Source organism: Maribacter sp. UBA3344 (genome assembly GCF_002362375.1).
In the GTDB taxonomy this organism is placed as follows: domain Bacteria; phylum Bacteroidota; class Bacteroidia; order Flavobacteriales; family Flavobacteriaceae; genus Maribacter; species Maribacter dokdonensis.
The window spans coordinates 53960-72633 of the sequence record NZ_DERI01000030.1; the positions used below are offsets into that span (position 1 = coordinate 53960).

Annotated in this window: 16 protein-coding genes; 2 read left to right on the top strand and 14 right to left on the bottom strand. The window is 36.6% G+C overall.

Annotation, left to right across the window (positions count from 1 at the left end):
• Positions 1-261 precede the first annotated feature (261 nt).
• From B2Z27_RS18245 to dinB, 5 genes are all read right to left on the bottom strand, one after another.
• Positions 262-1710, bottom strand: coding sequence for a TolC family protein (locus B2Z27_RS18245; protein WP_286814757.1), 1449 nt, complete (start codon positions 1708-1710; stop codon positions 262-264).
• Positions 1703-4945, bottom strand: a complete 3243-nt coding sequence (locus tag B2Z27_RS18250; protein WP_286814758.1) for an efflux RND transporter permease subunit — start codon at positions 4943-4945, stop codon at positions 1703-1705. Before B2Z27_RS18250 ends, B2Z27_RS18245 begins: the two co-directional genes overlap by 8 nt.
• Positions 4946-4961: 16 nt before the next feature.
• The gene (locus B2Z27_RS18255) at positions 4962-6047 is read right to left on the bottom strand and encodes an efflux RND transporter periplasmic adaptor subunit (protein WP_074670560.1); all 1086 of its coding nucleotides are present in this window, start codon (positions 6045-6047) and stop codon (positions 4962-4964) included.
• Between the two features lie 153 nt (positions 6048-6200).
• A complete protein-coding gene (locus B2Z27_RS18260; RefSeq protein WP_074670558.1) occupies positions 6201-6620 on the bottom strand; it encodes a hypothetical protein in 420 nt (139 codons plus the stop codon).
• Between the two features lie 108 nt (positions 6621-6728).
• Positions 6729-7832, bottom strand: a complete 1104-nt coding sequence (gene dinB / locus B2Z27_RS18265; RefSeq protein WP_286814759.1) for a DNA polymerase IV — start codon at positions 7830-7832, stop codon at positions 6729-6731.
• Positions 7833-7884: 52 nt separating this feature from the next.
• Here dinB and B2Z27_RS18270 point away from each other — a divergent pair, with 52 nt between their 5' ends.
• Together B2Z27_RS18270 and B2Z27_RS18275 are read left to right on the top strand one after the other, a co-directional pair.
• Positions 7885-8352: a CYTH domain-containing protein gene (locus B2Z27_RS18270; RefSeq protein WP_286814760.1), complete on the top strand. Its 468-nt coding sequence runs from the start codon at positions 7885-7887 to the stop codon at positions 8350-8352.
• Complete coding sequence (locus tag B2Z27_RS18275; protein WP_074670552.1) at positions 8346-8843, top strand: YciI family protein; 498 nt, start codon at positions 8346-8348, stop codon at positions 8841-8843. Before B2Z27_RS18270 ends, B2Z27_RS18275 begins: the two co-directional genes overlap by 7 nt.
• 8 nt (positions 8844-8851) lie before the next feature.
• Here the strand turns inward: B2Z27_RS18275 and B2Z27_RS18280 are convergent, their stop codons facing one another.
• The 9 genes from B2Z27_RS18280 to B2Z27_RS18320 all read right to left on the bottom strand — a co-directional run bounded on the left by B2Z27_RS18280 (position 8852) and on the right by B2Z27_RS18320 (position 18632).
• Positions 8852-9424 carry a TetR/AcrR family transcriptional regulator gene (locus B2Z27_RS18280; protein WP_286814761.1) on the bottom strand — a complete coding sequence of 191 codons (573 nt, stop codon included), beginning with the start codon at positions 9422-9424 and terminating at the stop codon, positions 8852-8854.
• A 17-nt stretch (positions 9425-9441) separates the two neighbouring features.
• Positions 9442-10845: a TolC family protein gene (locus B2Z27_RS18285; protein ID WP_286814762.1), complete on the bottom strand. Its 1404-nt coding sequence runs from the start codon at positions 10843-10845 to the stop codon at positions 9442-9444.
• Positions 10846-10860: 15 nt separating this feature from the next.
• Positions 10861-13998, bottom strand: coding sequence for an efflux RND transporter permease subunit (locus tag B2Z27_RS18290; RefSeq protein WP_286814763.1), 3138 nt, complete (start codon positions 13996-13998; stop codon positions 10861-10863).
• Between the two features lie 35 nt (positions 13999-14033).
• The gene (locus B2Z27_RS18295) at positions 14034-15119 is read right to left on the bottom strand and encodes an efflux RND transporter periplasmic adaptor subunit (protein ID WP_099190772.1); all 1086 of its coding nucleotides are present in this window, start codon (positions 15117-15119) and stop codon (positions 14034-14036) included.
• 94 nt (positions 15120-15213) lie between these two features.
• Complete coding sequence (locus B2Z27_RS18300; RefSeq protein WP_236973339.1) at positions 15214-15699, bottom strand: GbsR/MarR family transcriptional regulator; 486 nt, start codon at positions 15697-15699, stop codon at positions 15214-15216.
• Between the two features lie 161 nt (positions 15700-15860).
• Positions 15861-16325: a hypothetical protein gene (locus B2Z27_RS18305; protein WP_286814764.1), complete on the bottom strand. Its 465-nt coding sequence runs from the start codon at positions 16323-16325 to the stop codon at positions 15861-15863.
• Positions 16326-16374: 49 nt separating this feature from the next.
• Complete coding sequence (locus B2Z27_RS18310; RefSeq protein WP_286814765.1) at positions 16375-16770, bottom strand: hypothetical protein; 396 nt, start codon at positions 16768-16770, stop codon at positions 16375-16377.
• A 9-nt stretch (positions 16771-16779) separates the two neighbouring features.
• Complete coding sequence (gene pheS / locus B2Z27_RS18315; RefSeq protein WP_058104759.1) at positions 16780-17799, bottom strand: phenylalanine--tRNA ligase subunit alpha; 1020 nt, start codon at positions 17797-17799, stop codon at positions 16780-16782.
• Positions 17800-18002: 203 nt separating this feature from the next.
• The gene (locus tag B2Z27_RS18320) at positions 18003-18632 is read right to left on the bottom strand and encodes a carbonic anhydrase family protein (protein ID WP_286814766.1); all 630 of its coding nucleotides are present in this window, start codon (positions 18630-18632) and stop codon (positions 18003-18005) included.
• Positions 18633-18674 lie beyond the last annotated feature (42 nt).

The following is an 18674-nucleotide window of genomic DNA, read 5'->3' on the forward strand; positions in this document are numbered from 1 at the left end:
TGTAAAGTTTAGATTAAAAAAATCTATATTTTTTCATGGTTTTTGGAAGTTAAAGCTATGAAAAATACTTGCTACGGGAATAACTTTAATAATGGTTTACTATAAATGTTTAAGTAATCTTTGATAATTGGGCAATAGATCTTTAAAAGGTTGAACAACCCATGGCCAAAATTTGTTGAAAATTGATGGTTTTATAGAAATCCCCAATAGTGTGTTATCACTTTTGGGGATTTATATGCTAAGTTTTAAACAAGAGTATTGCTAGTTCCACCCGCCACCAAGAGCTTGGTATACATTTATTTTTGCAAGTAACTGATCTTTTTTGGTTTCGATCAATTCCATTTTAGATTCCAATGCTTCACGTTGTGTCAACAATACTTCAATATATTCTATCCTTGCAGATTGAAACAGCCGTGTAGACAAATCGATCGAAGCGGTCAAAGCTTCTACTTGGTCCTCTTTCAGCATATAACTTTGCTTAAGATTTTCAATTTTAGAAAGGATATTTACAACTTCAATATAACCGCCTAATACAGCTTTTTCATATTCATAGACTGCCTGTATTTGTTTGGAATTTGCGGTATTGTAATCTGCTTTAATGGCATTTCTATTGATCAAAGGGCCTACAATATCTCCAACGGCGCTATAAATCAAAGATTCTGGGGTGTTTGTCAGGTATTTTGGTTTAAATGCCTGTAGCCCAACGCCAGCCTTCAATCCTATTGAAGGATAAAAATTTGCCCTAGCAACCTTTATATTCAATTTTGCCGCTTCCAGTTCAAATTCCGCTTGCCTAATATCCGGTCTATTTAAAAGCAACTGTGATGGTATACCGGCATCAATAGTATTTATTGCCGTTGCTATAAAATCATCGGAATTACGGGCAATATGCTGTGGTTGTCTACCTACCAAAAAATTCAGCTTATTTTCCATTTCAACAATTTCTTGGAGAACTTCAAATTTGTGGCTTTTGTTTTTAGCTACTTCTGCCTCAAATCTTTTTACCGCTAATTCGGTAGCTCTAGCTGCTTGCTTTTGTAGCCGGACCATAGTTAGGGCATTACCTTGTAATTCTAGATTTTGCTCAATGATTGTCAATTGATTATCCAATGCGATCAATTCGTAATATGATTGGGCTATTTCCGCAATTAACCTGGTAACCATAAAGTTTTTTCCCTCAATAGTAGATAGGTATTCTAAGGTGGCGGCCTTTTTGGAATTGCGTAGTTTTTTCCAAACATCCAATTCCCAGGTAGCAAATAGACCGGCGGAGTAATCTGTTAAAGGCTCAGGAAATTCTTCGCCTTCCCTGATATCCAAGTTTTTTTCAACAGCACCGTTACGGGTATATTCGCCAACTTTTTCTACTTCAGCTCCGGCTCCATAATTTATAAAAGGCAAATATTCTCCTTTTCTTGCCTTCACTTCGTTCTGGGCAACATCAATTTGTTGCATCATAATGCGCAACTCTTGGTTATTTGCCAAGGCAGTATCTATCAATGCAATAAGATGCTCATCTTCAAAGAAATGGCTCCATTGTAATTGAGCACTATTTAAAGTATCTACGGGCAAACCATTAAAACTTGAAGGTAAGTCCGTATTTGCCGATTTTAATTGCTTTGTGGGCACACAAGAATAGAAGAGACCCATTAGTATTAAAAATAGCAATAGGATCTTACCATGCTCCATGGTATTGTTTATCTTAATCATTATCTTCTTTTTTGGTTAGTTTTTTAATCATTTGCTTTAGTTCGCGAAGCTTTTGGCGTGTTTTACTTTCACCTTCGCTTAGTCTCATAAACTCTTCCGATACGGGTTCGTCCGACTCCCCTTTTATAAGTCCACGACCATCTGCCATTTTTGCGAAAATGTAATACAGGCCAGGGATAATAAGTACACCTATTAATGTACCCATAAGCATACCGCCCATTGCCGACCCACCAATGGTTCTATTACCTATTGCCCCTGCGCCATGTGCAATAACCAAAGGAATTAGTCCAGCTATAAAAGCAAAGGAAGTCATTAGAATAGGTCTAAAACGCACCTTTGCACCTTCAATGGCGGCTTCTAGAATAGTGCTCCCCTGTCTTCTTTTTTGAACTGCGAATTCCACGATAAGCACGGCATTTTTACCCAGTAGGCCAACAAGCATAATGAGTCCGATTTGTGCATAAACATCATTTGCTAATCCCATTGCCTTTAGCATAAAGAAAGACCCAAGAACACCTACCGGTAGTGATAGAATGATGGCGAACGGAAGTAGGAAACTTTCATACTGGGCCGCCAAAACAAAGTATACGAAGATCAATACCACCATAAAAATGTAGAGCGATTCATTTCCTCTTTGCGCCTCATCATATGACAGACCTTCCCAAGCCACATCAAAGCCTCTAGGTAAAGTTTGCTCTGCAACTTCGTTAATAGCTTGTATAGCATCACCACTGGTATAACCGCTAGCCGGAAGCCCTCTTATAGAAGCCGAATTGTATAAATTATATCTGGTGATCTCATTTGGTCCCAGTCTCTTTTCCATGGACATAAAGGCGGAATATGGAACCATTTCTCCCTCTTCGTTCTTTACGAACAGTTTTTCTAGGTCAGATGGTAACGCCCTGTATTCAGGAGCAGCTTGGGTATACACCTTGAAAAATCTACCAAAGCGAATAAAACCTTGTTCATAGGTACTACCAATTAATATATTCAGGTTTTCCATGGCTTTATCAATGGAAACCCCTTTTTGCATGGCAATCTTATTGTTGATTTTTAATTCATATTGGGGGTAATTGGCAGAGTAAAAAGTAAACAGTCCGGTAAGCTCATCCCGTTTAGACAACGCTTCCATAAAATCATTGTTGATTTTTTCAAATTCGTGATAATCGGTTCCATCCGTTTTATCTAAAAGACGCATGGAGAATCCGCCAGAGGATCCAAAACCGGGTACCGCAGGTGGTTCAAAGTATTCAATTACCGCACCTAGATCTTTGGTTTCTTCTTCAAGCTCTTCCATGATTTCATGAACGGAATGATGACGCTGGCTCCAGGGCTTAAGGTTGATCAACACCGTACCGGCATTTGATCCACGCCCTTCGGTCATGATTTCATAACCAGCCAATGAAGAGGCGGACTCCACACCTTCAGTCTCTTCACAGATTTGCTGTAATTTATGGGCTACATCATTGGTACGTTCTAAGGTAGAACCTGGTGGTGTTTGTATAATGGCATAGATCATACCTTGATCCTCGTTTGGTATAAAACCAGCAGGCAAACTTTTGTTAGTGAAAAAAATGGCGACGCAAAAAGCACCCAGAATACTAAAGGTCAATACTCTTCTTGCAACAATTTTATTAAGTATGTTACCATACCTACCCGTAAGTTTTTCAAAACCTCTATTAAACCAATCAATGAATTTATCTACAATTGTTTTTTTACGTTGTTTACCATGGTTGTTTTTAAGAATCATGGCACAGAGCACAGGTGTTAAGGTTAGGGCTACAATAGCCGATAGAATTATTGAGCCTGCCATGGTTATAGAAAACTGACGGTAGAAAACCCCAACAGGTCCCGTCATAAAAGCAATAGGAATGAACACCGAAACCATTACCAAAGTAATGGCTATTATGGCACCCCCTATTTCGTTGACTACTAATTTTACGGCTTCATAAGGTCCCACATGGGTTTCTTCCATTTTGGCATGTACGGCTTCAACCACTACTATAGCATCATCAACCACAATACCAATGGCCAGTACCAATGCAAAAAGGGTAATTAGGTTAATGGAGAGTCCAAATAACTGCATAATAAAAAATGCCCCGATCAAGGAAACGGGTACGGCAATAATGGGAATTAAGGTAGAGCGCCAATCGCCCAAAAAGAGAAATACAACTATAGCAACCAGAATAAAGGCATCTCGTAGTGTGTGTATTACTTGTTCTATGGATGCATTTAAAAAGTTGGAAACGTCATAACTAATTTTGTAATCCAGACCAGTGGGAAGGTCTTTTTTAAGTTCGTTCAACTTGGATTTTACTTCATCTATAACATCACTGGCATTACTGCCAAAGGTTTGTTTCAATACTATAGATGCTGATGGTTTTCCATCTAGATTAGAGTAGATATCAAAAAATTCGCTACCAAGCTCCACGTCTGCTACATCACCAAGCGTTAAAATTTCGCCTTCGGCATTTGCCTTAAGAATAATGTCTTTGTATTGTTGAGGTTCATCATACCTATCTTGGTACATGAGAACATATTCCAGGGACTGTGAGGTTTTGCCGGAACTTTGCCCAATTCTACCGGGACGTGCCAAAATACTTTGCTCTTCCATAGCCTCAAGAATTTCTTCGGCAGAAATATTATAGGCACGCATACGATCAGGCTTTAACCATACGCGCATGGCAAACTTACGGCTACCTAAGATCTGTGCACTTGCAATACCATCTATTCTTTGAATTTCAGGAATCATTTTGGTGTATGCATAGTTGTATAGAAACAGCTCGTGATCATCTGCATTGTCACTATACAGGTTTACGTACATAAGCATACTTGGCTGTACAGGAGTAATGATAACACCTTCACGTTGTACCAGTTCTGGTAATAACGGCATTACTTGATCCACCCTTGTTTTGACCCTGACAACTGCTTGGTCAGGGTCTGTGCCAGGCTCAAAGATGATACGGATGGTACCTTCACCGGCACTTGTAGCATCAGAAGCAATATAGCGCATATCTTGTACACCATTAATTGCGGTTTCTAATGGAATAAGCGTTGATTTTACCAGTACGTCTGCACTAGAGCCCGGGTAGGCTATAAAGATATTGACCGTTGTGGGCGCAATATCCGGAAACTGTGAAATAGGTAATTGCTTTATGGAGAGCAACCCTACGAATACTATGATTACCGATATGACGATAGCCAATACCGGTCTTTTTATAAACTTACTGAACATGTTCTTTGTTTTTTGGTTATTCGGCGTAAACGGCCAATTTTGACATTACCTCGGTAGGTTCGGCAAATAGGGTTTCAATCTTTTCATTGTTTTTAACCATTCTGATACCATCTACCAAAATTCTGTCTTTAGGTTGAAGACCTTTGCTGATTACAAAAAGGTGAGGTAGTTCAGCGGCAACCGAAATTTCGGTTTGGTGAACAACATTATCATTATCAAGAACAAAGACATAGCGTTTGTCCAATATCTCAAAAGTTGCTTTTTGTGGTATGATCAAAGCGTCATTGAAAGGTATGGTCATGAGTACGCTACCGGTTTCACCGTGTCTTAAAATCTGATCTGGGTTAGGGAAAGTGGCCCTAAAGGCAATGTTACCGGTTTCATTATTGAATTCTCCTTCAATAGTTTCAACAATTCCCTTTTGGTTGAACCTTTTATTGTTGGCCATTAATAGTTGAACCTCTTTTTTAGAGTCTTTGTCCGTACTCATGATATAGTCTAGATACTCTGCCTCTGGTACATTGAAATAGACCCACATTTTAGAATTATCGGATAAGGTGGTAAGTAGTTCTCCCTCGTCTAAAAGGCTACCTTCCCTAACATGTAAATGGTCCATGATACCATCAAAAGGGGCTCGAATATTGGTAAAGCCTAAATGGGTCTGTGCGAGAGAAACTTCTGCGTTGGCCTTATCAAAATTGGCTTTTGCCATGGATAATTCATTTTCAGAAACCACATTTCCATCAGCTAAAAGTTGGGTATTTTGTAGTTCTATTTCGGCAACTTTAGCCTCTGCCTTTGCTTTTTGTAAATCTGCTTCATAAATGTTGGGCATTATATTGAACATTTTTTGCCCTTTTTTCACTATCTGTCCTTCGTCTACATGAATTTCGTTCAAATATCCTTTTTCAAGGGCCCTAAGTTCAATGTGTTTAAATGAATGTATTTGACATACATAATCTTTGGTAATAGAAGTGTCTTTTTTAATTGGACTGGTTATTAAGAATTTGGTGTGCTCTTCTTTTTTTTCTTTTTTAGAATTACAGCTTGCCACAATGAACAAAGTGCATGCGGTAGCGATCAGGAGTACGCTCTTGGTCATAAGTATAATATTTAATTGATTGGAAAATAAAATGTGAATATGTGGAGACACGCACAATTCTTAAAGCAGAAGATGATTACATCTTAAAATTGGCTGCTGCTAAAAAAATGTAGACGTGTTTTGGGTCAAATAGAGACTTGACCTGAAGAAATTTTAAATACGAAATACCTGATATAGGACAAAGCGCCTATTTGCTATGGGTAGAAAAGTAAATAGCTTTTGTAGTGTGCTGCTATTTGTAAAATAGCTGAATAAGAATAAAACAGCTAATAAATAAAATGAAGCAGAAGCTTGTTGCTGCGCTACATCTTTTTGAAAATGAGATTGTTTACTTTCTTCTTCTTCAATTTCAATGGCCTCAATTGCCATTACCTTATCTAGGTTGCCAAATGAGTTTTTAAGAACAGTTTTGTGTAAAGCAACCGTTTCTTGGGTATTGCCTATAGCATGTTGAAATTGCTGAATGTTATGAAAAGAGGTATGCTCTATATTGTAGTTACCGTATAGAGGGCTGTATATACCAGTTAGTAGTATACAGATGGAAAGAAGAAATTTTAAAAAACTCTTTTTCATTTAAGGAGCCAAAATTATTCTAGCTATAGTTGCTGTACAACTAAAAGCCGTTAATTTTTGTTAACATTTTCAATTATTGGTCAAAAGGCGAAAAAATGGGGTGAATAATTAAAAATCAAACTTTAATTGCACTAAAATCGATTTATCGTCAACTTTTTTAGTTTTCTTATCTTCTGTATTTAAATTGGATAAGGAGATGCCTAATAGTCGAACAGAGTTTTGTAACTCCTCTTGATAGAGAAGGTCTTTAGCCGTTTCTAAAATAAGATCTTTGTCCGCAATAAAATAGGGCATAGTTTTACTTCTAGTGTTTAAAGTGAAATCGCTGTATTTTATTTTTAGCGTAATAGTTTTTCCTGCTACCTTAGATTTCGTTAGTCTTCTTTCTAGTTCTTGAGCAATATGCTCTAACCTTTCCAGCATAAAAATTTCACTGCTGAGGTTTTCGTTGAATGTACGTTCCGCTCCAACAGATTTTGGTATGCGGTGCGGTTTAACTTCACTATTATGAATGCCACGTACTACATGATAATAGTATGGACCGCTTTTGCCAAAATTATCGGCAAGAAATTCAATGGATTTTGATTTTAAGTCCTTGCCCGTAAAAATGCCCAGCTTATACATTTTTTCTGCAGTAACCTTACCAACGCCATAAAACTTGCGTATATCTAAATTTTCTAAAAACGGAATTACCTCTTCTGGATTAACCGTTTTTTGTCCGTTAGGTTTATTGATATCACTTGCTACTTTGGCTATAAATTTATTGATCGAGATTCCTGCGGATGCATTTAAGCCTGTCTTTTCTAGAATACGTTGTCGGATTTCTGTGGCAAGCATAGTGGCAGAAGGGTTTCCTTTTTTATTTATGGTTACATCAAGGTATGCTTCATCAAGCGACAATGGTTCTACCAAATCTGTGTATTCAAAGAAAATGGCCCGTATTTGTTTTGAGATTTCTTTATAACGATCAAACCGGGGCTTTACAAAAGTAAGGTGAGGACAGTTTTTTCTAGCTTGAAATCCGCTCATAGCACTACGCACACCAAATTTACGGGCTTCATAATTAGCTGCCGATACCACGCCTCTTTTCTCACTGCCACCAACGGCCAAGGGCTTGCCCTTTAAATCTGGGTTGTCCAACTCTTCTACGGACGCATAAAAGGCATCCATATCAACATGAATAATTTTTCGAAGAGGCATTTCATTGGGCATAAGCAAATTTAAGACTTATCTTAGTTTATGAATAGTAGTTTTACCCATTCATATGTTAGAAATAGAGCGTAAATTTTTGGTAGGATCAGAAGATTATAAATCTGAAGCAAGGTCTAAAACTAGAATAGTACAAGGCTTTTTAAATACGGACCCCAACAGAACGATTAGAATTAGGATAAAGGGAGATTTAGGCTTTATTACCGTAAAGGGGAAATCCAATGCTTCAGGTACATCTAGGTTTGAATGGGAAAAGGAAATTTCTATAGTAGATGCTGAGAGTCTGTTGAAGTTGTGTGAAAAAGGAATTCTAGATAAATATAGATATGAAGTGCCGGTAGGGAACCATGTTTATGAGGTAGATGAATTCCGTGATGAAAATGAAGGCTTGACAGTAGCTGAAATTGAATTGAACGATGAGAATGAATTATTTGAAAAACCAGCTTGGTTGGGGGTAGAGGTCACCGGTGAGGTAAAATATTATAACTCCCAATTAAGTAAAACACCTTTTAATCTATGGTAGGAAGTAAGAATCTTTTTTTTGGCATACTGGTATTGATGCTCATTTTGGCATGTAATCAAAAGAAAGTAGAATTAAGCCCTAACGTGCCCAATGAGGAAAAGAAATCGGCGGCACAGTTGAAAACAGAACTAACTGAGAAGGGTTTTCAGATTTTTGATTATGTAGATGAGAAAACCAAAGACACGGTACTTATGCAGGAGTATTATATTGCTTTTTTAAAAAGTGGTCCAAACCGTGATCAGCCAAAAGCTGTAGCGGATAGTTTGCAAATGCTACATATGGCACACTTGGGTAAAATGTATGAATTGGGCTATGCGGATATTTCTGGACCATTTGGTGATGATGGCGATATAAGGGGAATAACTATTTACAATACACCAAGTATGGAAATTGCCGATAGTTTGGCCAACGCAGATCCCATGGTAAAAGCGGGTAGATTAAAAATAGAAATTCACCCGTGGTGGGCGGCCAAAGGTTTTGGACTTCGGTAATTCACATTTTATTTTTTGATACCATGTAAGGGTACCATAATTAAGTGTTCCAGTAGTTCCTCTGTACTGTAGCTATCAAAAAAGTCTCTATTTGGCAATATAACCTCATTTATTCGAATGAGAAATAACTCGCATATGAGCTTAAGATTGATATTATCTTTTAAAAGGCCTTTGTTCTTTGCCACTTCAAGCAAATCTAATACATAGGTCCAAACAACGGCTTGGGTAAAATTTTCGTAAAGAATATAGGACTGGGGATAATATTTTTTTAAACTATAAAAAAATGTAGGACTCAGGTTTCTAAGTTCCTTAAGTCCTACACTATAAATATGAATGATATTATTAAACGGATTTGGCTCTTGGTCAGAAATTAGAATAAACCTGCTTATTTTATCATGGGTACGATTAAGCAAAAGAGAAACACTTTCCTGAACTAGATTATTCTTATTTTCAAAAACTTCATATAATGTTTTTTTAGAGATGCCAAGGGTCTCAGCCACATCATCCATTCCGACCCTTTTGCATCCATATTTAGAGAAAAGCAGTAATGCCTGTTCTATATATTCAGTTTTTTTCTGCATTTTTTATAAGCAAAGATTTATTGCCATCCGCCGCCAAGGGAACGATACAATTCTACTGTAGCAGATAATTGATCAAGTTTGTTGTCCACTAAACTTAGTTCTGCGTTTAAAGAGTTTTCTCTTGCCGTTAATAGGTCCAAATACGTAAGGTAACCACTGTTCAATAACTCTTCAGAATTATCTTCAGCTCTTTTCAAAGCAACAACTTGCTTGCTTACAAAAGCCTCTTTTTCAACAGAGATATTGTAGTCATATAAGGCTTCGGATACTTCTTTTCCAGCAACCAAAAGCGATTGTTTAAAGCTTAATAGCGATTGCTCTTGTTGTGCTTTTGCTACTTCATAGGCAGTTCTTACTTTTCTGCCGTTGAAAATAGGTTGGGTTAGACCGCCAACTAAATTTGCGAAAATAGAGCTGGAATCTATCCAATTATCCAATTCTAAACTTTGAAATCCACCTTGTGCGGATAGGGTAATGGATGGGTAAAAGTTACTTCTGGCAACATTGGTCAATTCAAAACTATTTACCAATCCGTATTCCGCCTGCATAATGTCTGGTCTGTTACGTAATAAAAGTGCAGGTACACCAAGTTGCATGTTGGCAGATAGTTTTTGATCATCTAAAGTTCCACGGTCATAATTTTGTGGTGCCTCACTTAAAAGAATACTTAAAGTATTTTCTGTTTTGTAAAGGGCATTTTTAAGATCCAATAATTGACTTTGTGCACTATACAATTGCGCTGCTGTTTGGTCTACGCCTACCTGGTTTTCTTGCCCGGCTTCTTTTAAAGCTGTAATGGTCTCTAAACTTTTAGAGCGGGTTTCAATAGTTTCTTCGGTAACTGAAATTTGTTTGTCCAAAGCCAATAATTGATAGTAGGTAGTTGCTATTTGTGATACCAGACTTGTCTTTACCACTCTATGAGCGGCAACAGTCTGTAAGTAACTTGCATCACTGGCCCTTTTTGTACTTCTGATCTTTCCCCAAATATCTGCCTCCCAAGACAACGTTCCAGAGGTTTCAAATTGGTTAAAAGGTTGCGTAAAAAAGCTACCGAATTGTCCGTTCTCACTAGTTCTAGCGGTTCTTGTAGCACTTGCGGCACCGTTCAAGGTAGGTAAATAACCAGCCTTGCCTTGTTTAACGTAAGCCTCTGCGGCCGCAATGTTCTGCAGTGCAATTCTTATATCTAAATTGTTCTGTAAACCTCTTGCAATATAAGTTCTTAGGTAAGTATCTGTAAAAAGATCCTTGTAAGACACTGAGGCAAAAGAAATACTGTCTTGTGGCAGATTATCTGTTCTGTACAGATTCTCTGTTTCTACACTAGGGCGTTCATACGTTTTTGCCGTAAAGCAAGACTGTAATAACAGTGGCAGTATGGCTACCAGTATAAGTTTATTTGCTATTATTTTATTCATGATTTCTATAGTTCTTTATTTTTCTATGGCTTCTTTTGGAGCACCGGTAAATCTTTCTTGAATAGATTGGAAAATGACATATAGCGCAGGTATTACGAATACACCGAAAATGGTACCGATCAACATACCGCCAACGGCACTCATACCAATAGACCTGTTACCTACTGCGCCTATTCCACTGGATAGTGCCAATGGTAAAAGACCAAGGATAAAAGCAAAGGATGTCATTAAAATTGGTCTAAGCCTTGCTTTTGCACCATCAATGGCAGATTCCATTATAGACATGCCGTGCTTTCTACGCTGAAGCGCAAACTCAACTATTAGAATGGCATTTTTAGATAGCAGACCGATCAGCATGATCAATGCAATTTGAAAATAAATATTGTTTTCTAGTCCAAACAGGCTAACAAACCCAATGGCACCTGCAATACCTACCGGAAGCGATAATAAAATGGAGAATGGCAGTATATAAGATTCATACTGTGCACTTAACAAGAAATACACGAATACCAAACTCAATATAAATATGATGATGGTTTGACTACCAGCGCTATTCTCTTCTTTGGTAAGTCCGGAGTATTCATAGGTGTAATTATTGGGCAATACCTGAGCAGACACTTCTTCTATAGCGGTAATGGCATCACCGGTACTATAACCTGGATTCATGGCACCGTTAATCTTTACAGAATTCAGTAAGTTGAATCTACTAACAATTTCAGGACCATATATTTTTTGTAGCGATACAAATTGAGACACCGCAACAGATTCTCCGTTGGCATTGGTCACAAAGATGTGGTTCAGTGACTCCTCATTCGCCCTATCTTCGGGTTTAGCCTGTATCATGACACGATATTGCTTACCAAACTTATTAAAGTCGGTAGTATACAGTCCTCCATAATATCCTTGCATAGCATTGAATACATCAGTTACTGCTAAACCTGCAGACTTGGTTTTTTCAATATCTACTTGCAGCTCATATTGTGGGAAATTAGGGTTAAAGGAAGTAATAGCATATTGAACTTCCGGACGTGCATTTAAAGCTGCCAAAAACTCATTGGTCGTTTGACCAATAGACTGCCAATCTTCTGCATCTTTATTCTGTAGATTCAGCTCAAAACCGGCCGAGTTACCAAAACCTCTAACCGCTGGAGGTGTAAAGAAAAAGATACGGGCATTTTTTAACCCTGCCGTTTTAGCAAACAATTGGCCAATGGTAGCATCTACAGTTTGTGAAGGTTCTGTTCTTTCTTCCCAATCTTGTAAACGAATTACAGAGAAGCCGTAAGAACCCCCGTTAACACTGTTTAATATACTAAAGCCAGTAATGTTCATTCTTGCTTTAACAATATCCATTGATTCATAAATAGAATCTAATTGCTTAACGGTTCTTTGAGTTTCTTCCAATGTAGTACCAGGAGGCATAGTAACATCGGCAAAAATGATTCCTTTATCCTCATTTGGTATAAACCCGGTAGGTGTGGTCTTAAACATGAAAATGGTAATTACCGTGAATACTACTAAACTACCAATGGTAAGCCATTTATTTTTGGCAAATACTTTAACGGATCCTACATATTTGTCGGTTATAGTATCAAAACCAGTGTTAAAGGCTGTAAAGAAACGTTGCTTCAATCCTTTTTTATGTTCTTCTGATGGATTGTGTGGTTTTAAGAACAGTGCTGCTAATGCCGGACTCAAAGTCAAAGCGTTAACTGCTGAAATTAATATGGCGATGGCCAATGTAATACCAAATTGTTGGTAGAATACCCCAGAAGAACCACTAATGAATGATACCGGAATAAATACTGCTGACATTACCAAAGTAATGGAAATAATGGCACCGGATATTTCGGACATCGCAGATTTCGTTGCCGTTTTTGCATTGGTGGCACCTTCCTCCATTTTAGCATGAACCGCCTCTACGACTACAATGGCATCATCTACAACAATACCAATAGCCAAAATCATAGCGAACAAGGTCAACATGTTAATAGAATACCCAAATAGGGATAGGAAGAAGAATGTTCCTATAATGGCCACAGGTACCGCAATTGCGGGAATTAAGGTGGATCTGAAATCTTGTAAGAACAAGAAAACAACCAAGAATACAAGTAAAAAAGCTTCAATTAAGGTTTGTACTACGTGCTCTATTGAGGCACTTAAGAAATCTTTTGTGTTATATGGAATTACATAATCTAAACCGTCAGGAAAATCTGGTTGACTCTCTTGTAATATAGACTGTATTTGGTCAATAATTTCGTTTGCATTTGACCCAGAAGTTTGAAAAACCCCAACTGCTGTTCCAGGGTTACCCATACCTTCATTCTTGGTACCGTAATTAAATGCTCCTAATTCTAACTCTGCAACATCTTTTAAGCGTAAAAATTGTCCGTTTTCTTGAGCTCTAATTATGATGTCCTCATATTCTTCTTCTTCAGAAAGTCTACCTTTATATTTAAGAACATATTCATAAACACCATCCGCATTTTCACCTATTTTACCAGTTGCTGCTTCAAGGTTTTGTTCGTTTAAGGCTGCTTGAATATCAGAAGGCATAAGCTTATAAGCGGCCATCTTAGCTGGGTCTAGCCAAATACGCATAGAATAATCTTTGGCACCAAAAACCGTTACGTTACCCACACCTTCTATACGTTGAAGCTTAGGTACTAGGTTAATACGAGCATAGTTTTCTACGAACGTAGCATCATAATTATCATTTTCTGAAAATAATGAAAAGAACAGTAGGGCACTTGTTTGTGACTTTTGTGTAATTACACCTGTTTGTATTACAGCTTGTGGTAATACACTATTTGCCCTAGCTACTCTATTTTGAACGTTAACCGCCGCAATATCTGGATCGGTTCCTAATTTAAAGTAGACGTTTATGGTGGCACTACCATCGTTACTGGCATTAGAGGTCATATAAAGCATGTCTTCCACACCGTTTATCTGTTCTTCTAATGGTACTACTACACTTTTTAGTACGGTCTCTGCGTTGGCACCCGTGTAAGTACTAGTTACCTGTACTGTTGGCGGTGCAATTTCTGGATATTCCTCAATAGGTAAGGTACTTAAACCTAAGACACCTAGAATTACTATAATAATCGATATAACCGTAGATAGTACTGGCCGATCAATAAATTTTTGAAACATTGTTCTTTATTTATGTATTATGAAATAGCGGATGTTTATTTAACCGGAGAAATGGTCATACCGTCTTTAATTTTTGTAACACCTTCAAGAACAATTTGTGTTCCTGGTTCCAATCCGTTTTTAATAATAAAACCATGCTGCGTATTTGCAATAATGTTCAACGGTTGTGTGGTTACTGTGTTATCATCCTTAAGAATGTAAACTAGTTTTTTACCCTGTAAATCTATGGTAGCAGATTGTGGAATTTCAAATGCATTTTCATAAACTGTGGGTAATTTAATTTTACCGGTACTACCACTGCTTAGCATGTTGTTTTTATTGTCAAAATCCGCTCTAGCGGTAACACTGCCCGTTGAACTATTAATAATGTTATTGATCATTGCAATTTTTCCTTCTTCAGGATATTCTTCGCCGTTGATCATAATTAAAGATACTTTAGGAGCTTGGCTAAGGTCCATTTGGTTCTTCTCATTTTTAGGCATAGACTCCTTAAGCTTCAAAAGCTCTTTTTCATTTAGGGAAAAGTATGCACGTACCTCACTAATATCAGAAACTGTAGTCAAAGGCTGGGTCATATTAGAGCTGACCAATGCGCCTACTTTAAATGGAATTTCACCAATATAACCGTCAACAGGACTAGTTATTCTAGAATAGCCAATATTAGAAGCTACACTTTCATAGTTGGCTTTTGCTTGAGCCAATTGGGCTTTTGCCGTTTCTAATTGAACTTCACTGATAATGTTCTTTTCAACAAGAGGCTTCAATTTATTTACTTCTACTTGTGCTACGTTAACAGAAGCCTTAGCAGCATTGGCATCTTGATTTAAGGTTTGAGTTTCTAATTTAAAAAGTAATTGTCCTTTCTTTATTTTCTGCCCTTCTTCAACATAAACTTCTTGTACAAATCCTGATACTTTTGGCCATATTTCAACATTTTGCTTTCCTTCTAAGGTGGTTGAAAATTCGTTGTAAACGGTTATAGTTTCGGGGCTTAGAGACGCTACTTTTAAACTAGGTGGCGGTGGTGCCGTAGCACCTTGTGCCGGTTGCTCAGATGAGCCAAAGCAAGAGCTCAATAGTAGAGCAGAACTTAATATTCCTATAATCGATAATTTTTTCATGATAGATAGTTGTTGTTTGTATGATTGTTTTTGCGTGTTAAGGTTTTGTTAATTCTGTAAGTTCGGTAATAAACGAACTAATTAAATAAAAAAATTAGTCATCTAATTTTTTAAGATTATTAATAGTTTGTTTAAAAATCTTTCTAGTTTCTTCTAAACAGTTAAGGTAGATTTCTTTTTTCTCTTTGTTTTCCTCATATTTTGTAATGTTGTGCTCTTTATTATATTCAGCGACTTTATCAATCATTTTGCATTCAGTTTCTAATTTTTTTAATGATTGTTTTAATTTATTACTAAAGAATGCATCCTTTTCTGAAACTTTAAAATAACGTTTACGATCACCAGATTTAGTGAAATAGTTGATAAAACCAATTTGTTGTAAAAGGTTTAAAGATGTGGAAATGGAACTTTTACTAGCACCTCTTTTTTCAAGGCAATCATCAAACGTTAATCCATCTTCATCGGTTACCACAAGATTTGCAAATATTCTGGCAGCAAGTGGGGGTAGGTCATACTCTGTCTCAAAGTATACTCCTAACTCCTCAATTAACACTTGTTTGCTTTGTTCTTTGTTCATCATTCTTAATTTGAAACCACAAAGGTATGATTAGTTCGGTAGCAAGCAAACCAAAAGAACTTAAAAATTGTTAAAATTATATTTAAACGGTATTTGGTAAAATATAATATACATAACTAACTGATGTGTAGGTTTTTACCAATAGTGTGCTGCAGTATTTACCATTATGGTTTGATTATGGTGATTTTAAAAAAATCACGGTTCTCGTTAGGTAAAACTTTGTAATCAGTTGTATTATAAGTAGCGGTTTCTATATCGAAGTAAGGACCACAGCACTCGGATGTTTGATTTAATTCAACCAAATTGAGATTTAACGTATCAATTTCAGATTCTGAAAATCGTATGGTATAAATGCTTTCTCCACTTTTATTTTCAACTATAAAATTTAGAAAATCGTTTGAATTAAAAGGTATTACATCTACTTCAGATTCATTATAGTTTATTGAAATTTCAGAAAGTGAGTAGGTACCATTGGTAAATAAATTATTGCCACTGGCATCAACCAGTTCAATTGAAAACCACTGTTCAATAGCACAATCTACTAAAGAGCAATCAGTTCCTTCTTGAGAAACATTACAACTATAGTTTATAATAAGTAAAACAAAAAGAATTGCCGTTTTTAGGTTCATTTTTTATCCATAAGACGCCAACGAACAGCGTTGGTTGCTTTAGAACCTATTATTTAGCCATTATCCCTTCTTTATCTATAAGCTGAATTTGGACTAAATTATTTTCTTTAACCGTATTTTTTTCAAACACAAAACGTTTTTCGTACAATTTATTATCGGCATAAAATGTGACAAAAAATTCATTGTTCAAACCTAGAACATCTTCTTGAACAACTTCAATTTTTCTAAAAGATTTTGGTTGCATATCACCAATGCCATGTCTCATAGTTGAAGATTTACGATCTTTATCATATCCTTTTGAAACGACCATGGTCATCTCAATAGGAGTGTTGCGATCGTTAATGATATAGGCATTCCAATCTTTATCCAAAAACTCTTTGTTCCATTCACGGATCATGGCAACATAGACATCTTTGGCAACCGGTATTTCAATATCTTTTTTCACGTAATGGTTTTACAGGGCGCTTTTAAATTGTTCTAAAAATCTAACATCGTTTTCACTTAATAAACGAATGTCGGTGATTTGATGTAAAAGCATAGCAATACGATCTATACCTACGCCAAAAGCAAAGCCAGAATATTCATTAGGGTCAATTTTACAGTTGGTCAATACATTTGGATCAACCATACCACAGCCACCAATTTCTAACCAACCTGTACCTTTGGTTATTCTATAGTCTGCCTCTGATTCTAACCCCCAATAAACATCTACTTCTGCACTAGGTTCAGTAAATGGAAAATATGAAGGTCTTAGTCTAATTTTAGATTTCCCAAAAAGTTCAGAGGTAAAGTATTGAAGTGTCTGCTTTAGATCGGCAAAAGAGACATCTTTATCTATATATAAGCCTTCAACTTGATGAAAGAAGCAGTGTGATCTAGCCGAAATGGCTTCGTTTCTATATACTCGTCCAGGAGAAATAGTTCGTATAGGCGGCTTATTATTTTCCATATAACGTACTTGAACCGATGAGGTATGGGTACGCAATAGTATATCTGGATCAGTTTGTACAAAGAATGTATCTTGCATATCTCTTGCCGGATGATATTCCGGTAAGTTCAATGCGGTGAAATTATGCCAATCATCTTCAATTTCAGGACCTTCTGAAACATTAAAACCTATTCTTGAGAAAATATCAATGATTCTATTCTTTACAATAGATATTGGATGGCGCGATCCTAGTTCAATAGGATTACCTGGTCTAGTCAAATCACCATATAACTGCTCATCTGTTTTTGAATTCTCTAAAGCCTCTTTTAATTCCTCAACTTTTGCAGTTGCAGCTTGCTTAAGTTCGTTAATGGTTTGCCCAAATTCCTTTTTTTGTTCATTGGGTACATTCTTAAATTCAGCAAAAAAGTCATTAAGAATACCCTTTTTACCAAGGTATTTAATTCTAAATGTCTCAACAGCGTCAATATTATCTGCTGTGAACGAAGCTACTGTGGCAATTTCTTTCTTTATATTATCAATCATAAATGTTGATTAAAGCCGCAAATTTAAAACTTTTACAAGAGGTTTAATATGTTTTTGGCGGTTTATATAGGTTAAGTAGAATTTATAGAATTAAAATGATACAAATACCTTTATATTAAAAATGTAGATAGAACATTCATTAATAAAAAAACCGATGTATGTACATCGGTTTTTTTAAATACTTTGTTAAAATGTATTTGCGGTTATGCATAAAATTCTACAGCTCCAGAAGCAATATCATACATAGCACCTACAATCTTAATTTCTCCGTTTTCTTCCAATTCTGCAAGTACCGGGCTTTGTTTTCTTATATTCTCTATAGTTAACTCCACGTTTTTAGCTGCTACTTTATCTACAAATTCTAAATTTTTTGAATTTCTAATGCTTTCATCCGCTGGTTCAGTTACGGCTTCTACGGCTGGTTCTATCTTATTGATCAATGCCGTTAGGTTTCCTAGCCTTGCGTGATCACAAGCTCCCTTGATAGCGCCACAACTAGTATGTCCTAGAACAACAATTAATTTGGTTCCGGCTAATTTGCAACCGAATTCCATGCTACCAAGAATATCTTCGTTTACAAAATTACCTGCAATTCTAACACTGAATATATCGCCAAGTCCTTGGTCGAAAACCAGTTCTGCAGAAACTCTAGAGTCAATACAACTTAATATGGTTGCAAATGGAAATTGTCCTTCACTAGTATCATTTACCTGCTCTAACAGATTTCTGTTTGCTTTAAGGTTGTTTTGAAATCTTTCATTGCCTTCCTTTAAAAAAGTTAATGACTTTTCAGGAGTCATTGTAGCCTGTGTTTCTTTAGTATGTGCTTTCATAATGTTTTTAATATTTTAATTTGTCCAGTAATTTCTTCCTAA

What these genes read in the sequence shown, in the direction of transcription:
- B2Z27_RS18245 (WP_286814757.1), bottom strand. Translation starts at nt 1,710, where the DNA reads ATGATTAAGATAAACAATACCATGGAGCATGGTAAGATCCTATTGCTA.
- B2Z27_RS18295 (WP_099190772.1), bottom strand. Translation starts at nt 15,119, where the DNA reads ATGAAAAAATTATCGATTATAGGAATATTAAGTTCTGCTCTACTATTG.
- B2Z27_RS18280 (WP_286814761.1), bottom strand. Translation starts at nt 9,424, where the DNA reads ATGCAGAAAAAAACTGAATATATAGAACAGGCATTACTGCTTTTCTCT.
- B2Z27_RS18305 (WP_286814764.1), bottom strand. Translation starts at nt 16,325, where the DNA reads ATGAACCTAAAAACGGCAATTCTTTTTGTTTTACTTATTATAAACTAT.
- B2Z27_RS18270 (WP_286814760.1), top strand. Translation starts at nt 7,885, where the DNA reads ATGTTAGAAATAGAGCGTAAATTTTTGGTAGGATCAGAAGATTATAAA.
- B2Z27_RS18260 (WP_074670558.1), bottom strand. Translation starts at nt 6,620, where the DNA reads ATGAAAAAGAGTTTTTTAAAATTTCTTCTTTCCATCTGTATACTACTA.
- B2Z27_RS18250 (WP_286814758.1), bottom strand. Translation starts at nt 4,945, where the DNA reads ATGTTCAGTAAGTTTATAAAAAGACCGGTATTGGCTATCGTCATATCG.
- B2Z27_RS18285 (WP_286814762.1), bottom strand. Translation starts at nt 10,845, where the DNA reads ATGAATAAAATAATAGCAAATAAACTTATACTGGTAGCCATACTGCCA.
- dinB (WP_286814759.1), bottom strand. Translation starts at nt 7,832, where the DNA reads ATGCCCAATGAAATGCCTCTTCGAAAAATTATTCATGTTGATATGGAT.
- B2Z27_RS18300 (WP_236973339.1), bottom strand. Translation starts at nt 15,699, where the DNA reads ATGATGAACAAAGAACAAAGCAAACAAGTGTTAATTGAGGAGTTAGGA.
- pheS (WP_058104759.1), bottom strand. Translation starts at nt 17,799, where the DNA reads ATGATTGATAATATAAAGAAAGAAATTGCCACAGTAGCTTCGTTCACA.
- B2Z27_RS18255 (WP_074670560.1), bottom strand. Translation starts at nt 6,047, where the DNA reads ATGACCAAGAGCGTACTCCTGATCGCTACCGCATGCACTTTGTTCATT.
- B2Z27_RS18320 (WP_286814766.1), bottom strand. Translation starts at nt 18,632, where the DNA reads ATGAAAGCACATACTAAAGAAACACAGGCTACAATGACTCCTGAAAAG.
- B2Z27_RS18290 (WP_286814763.1), bottom strand. Translation starts at nt 13,998, where the DNA reads ATGTTTCAAAAATTTATTGATCGGCCAGTACTATCTACGGTTATATCG.
- B2Z27_RS18275 (WP_074670552.1), top strand. Translation starts at nt 8,346, where the DNA reads ATGGTAGGAAGTAAGAATCTTTTTTTTGGCATACTGGTATTGATGCTC.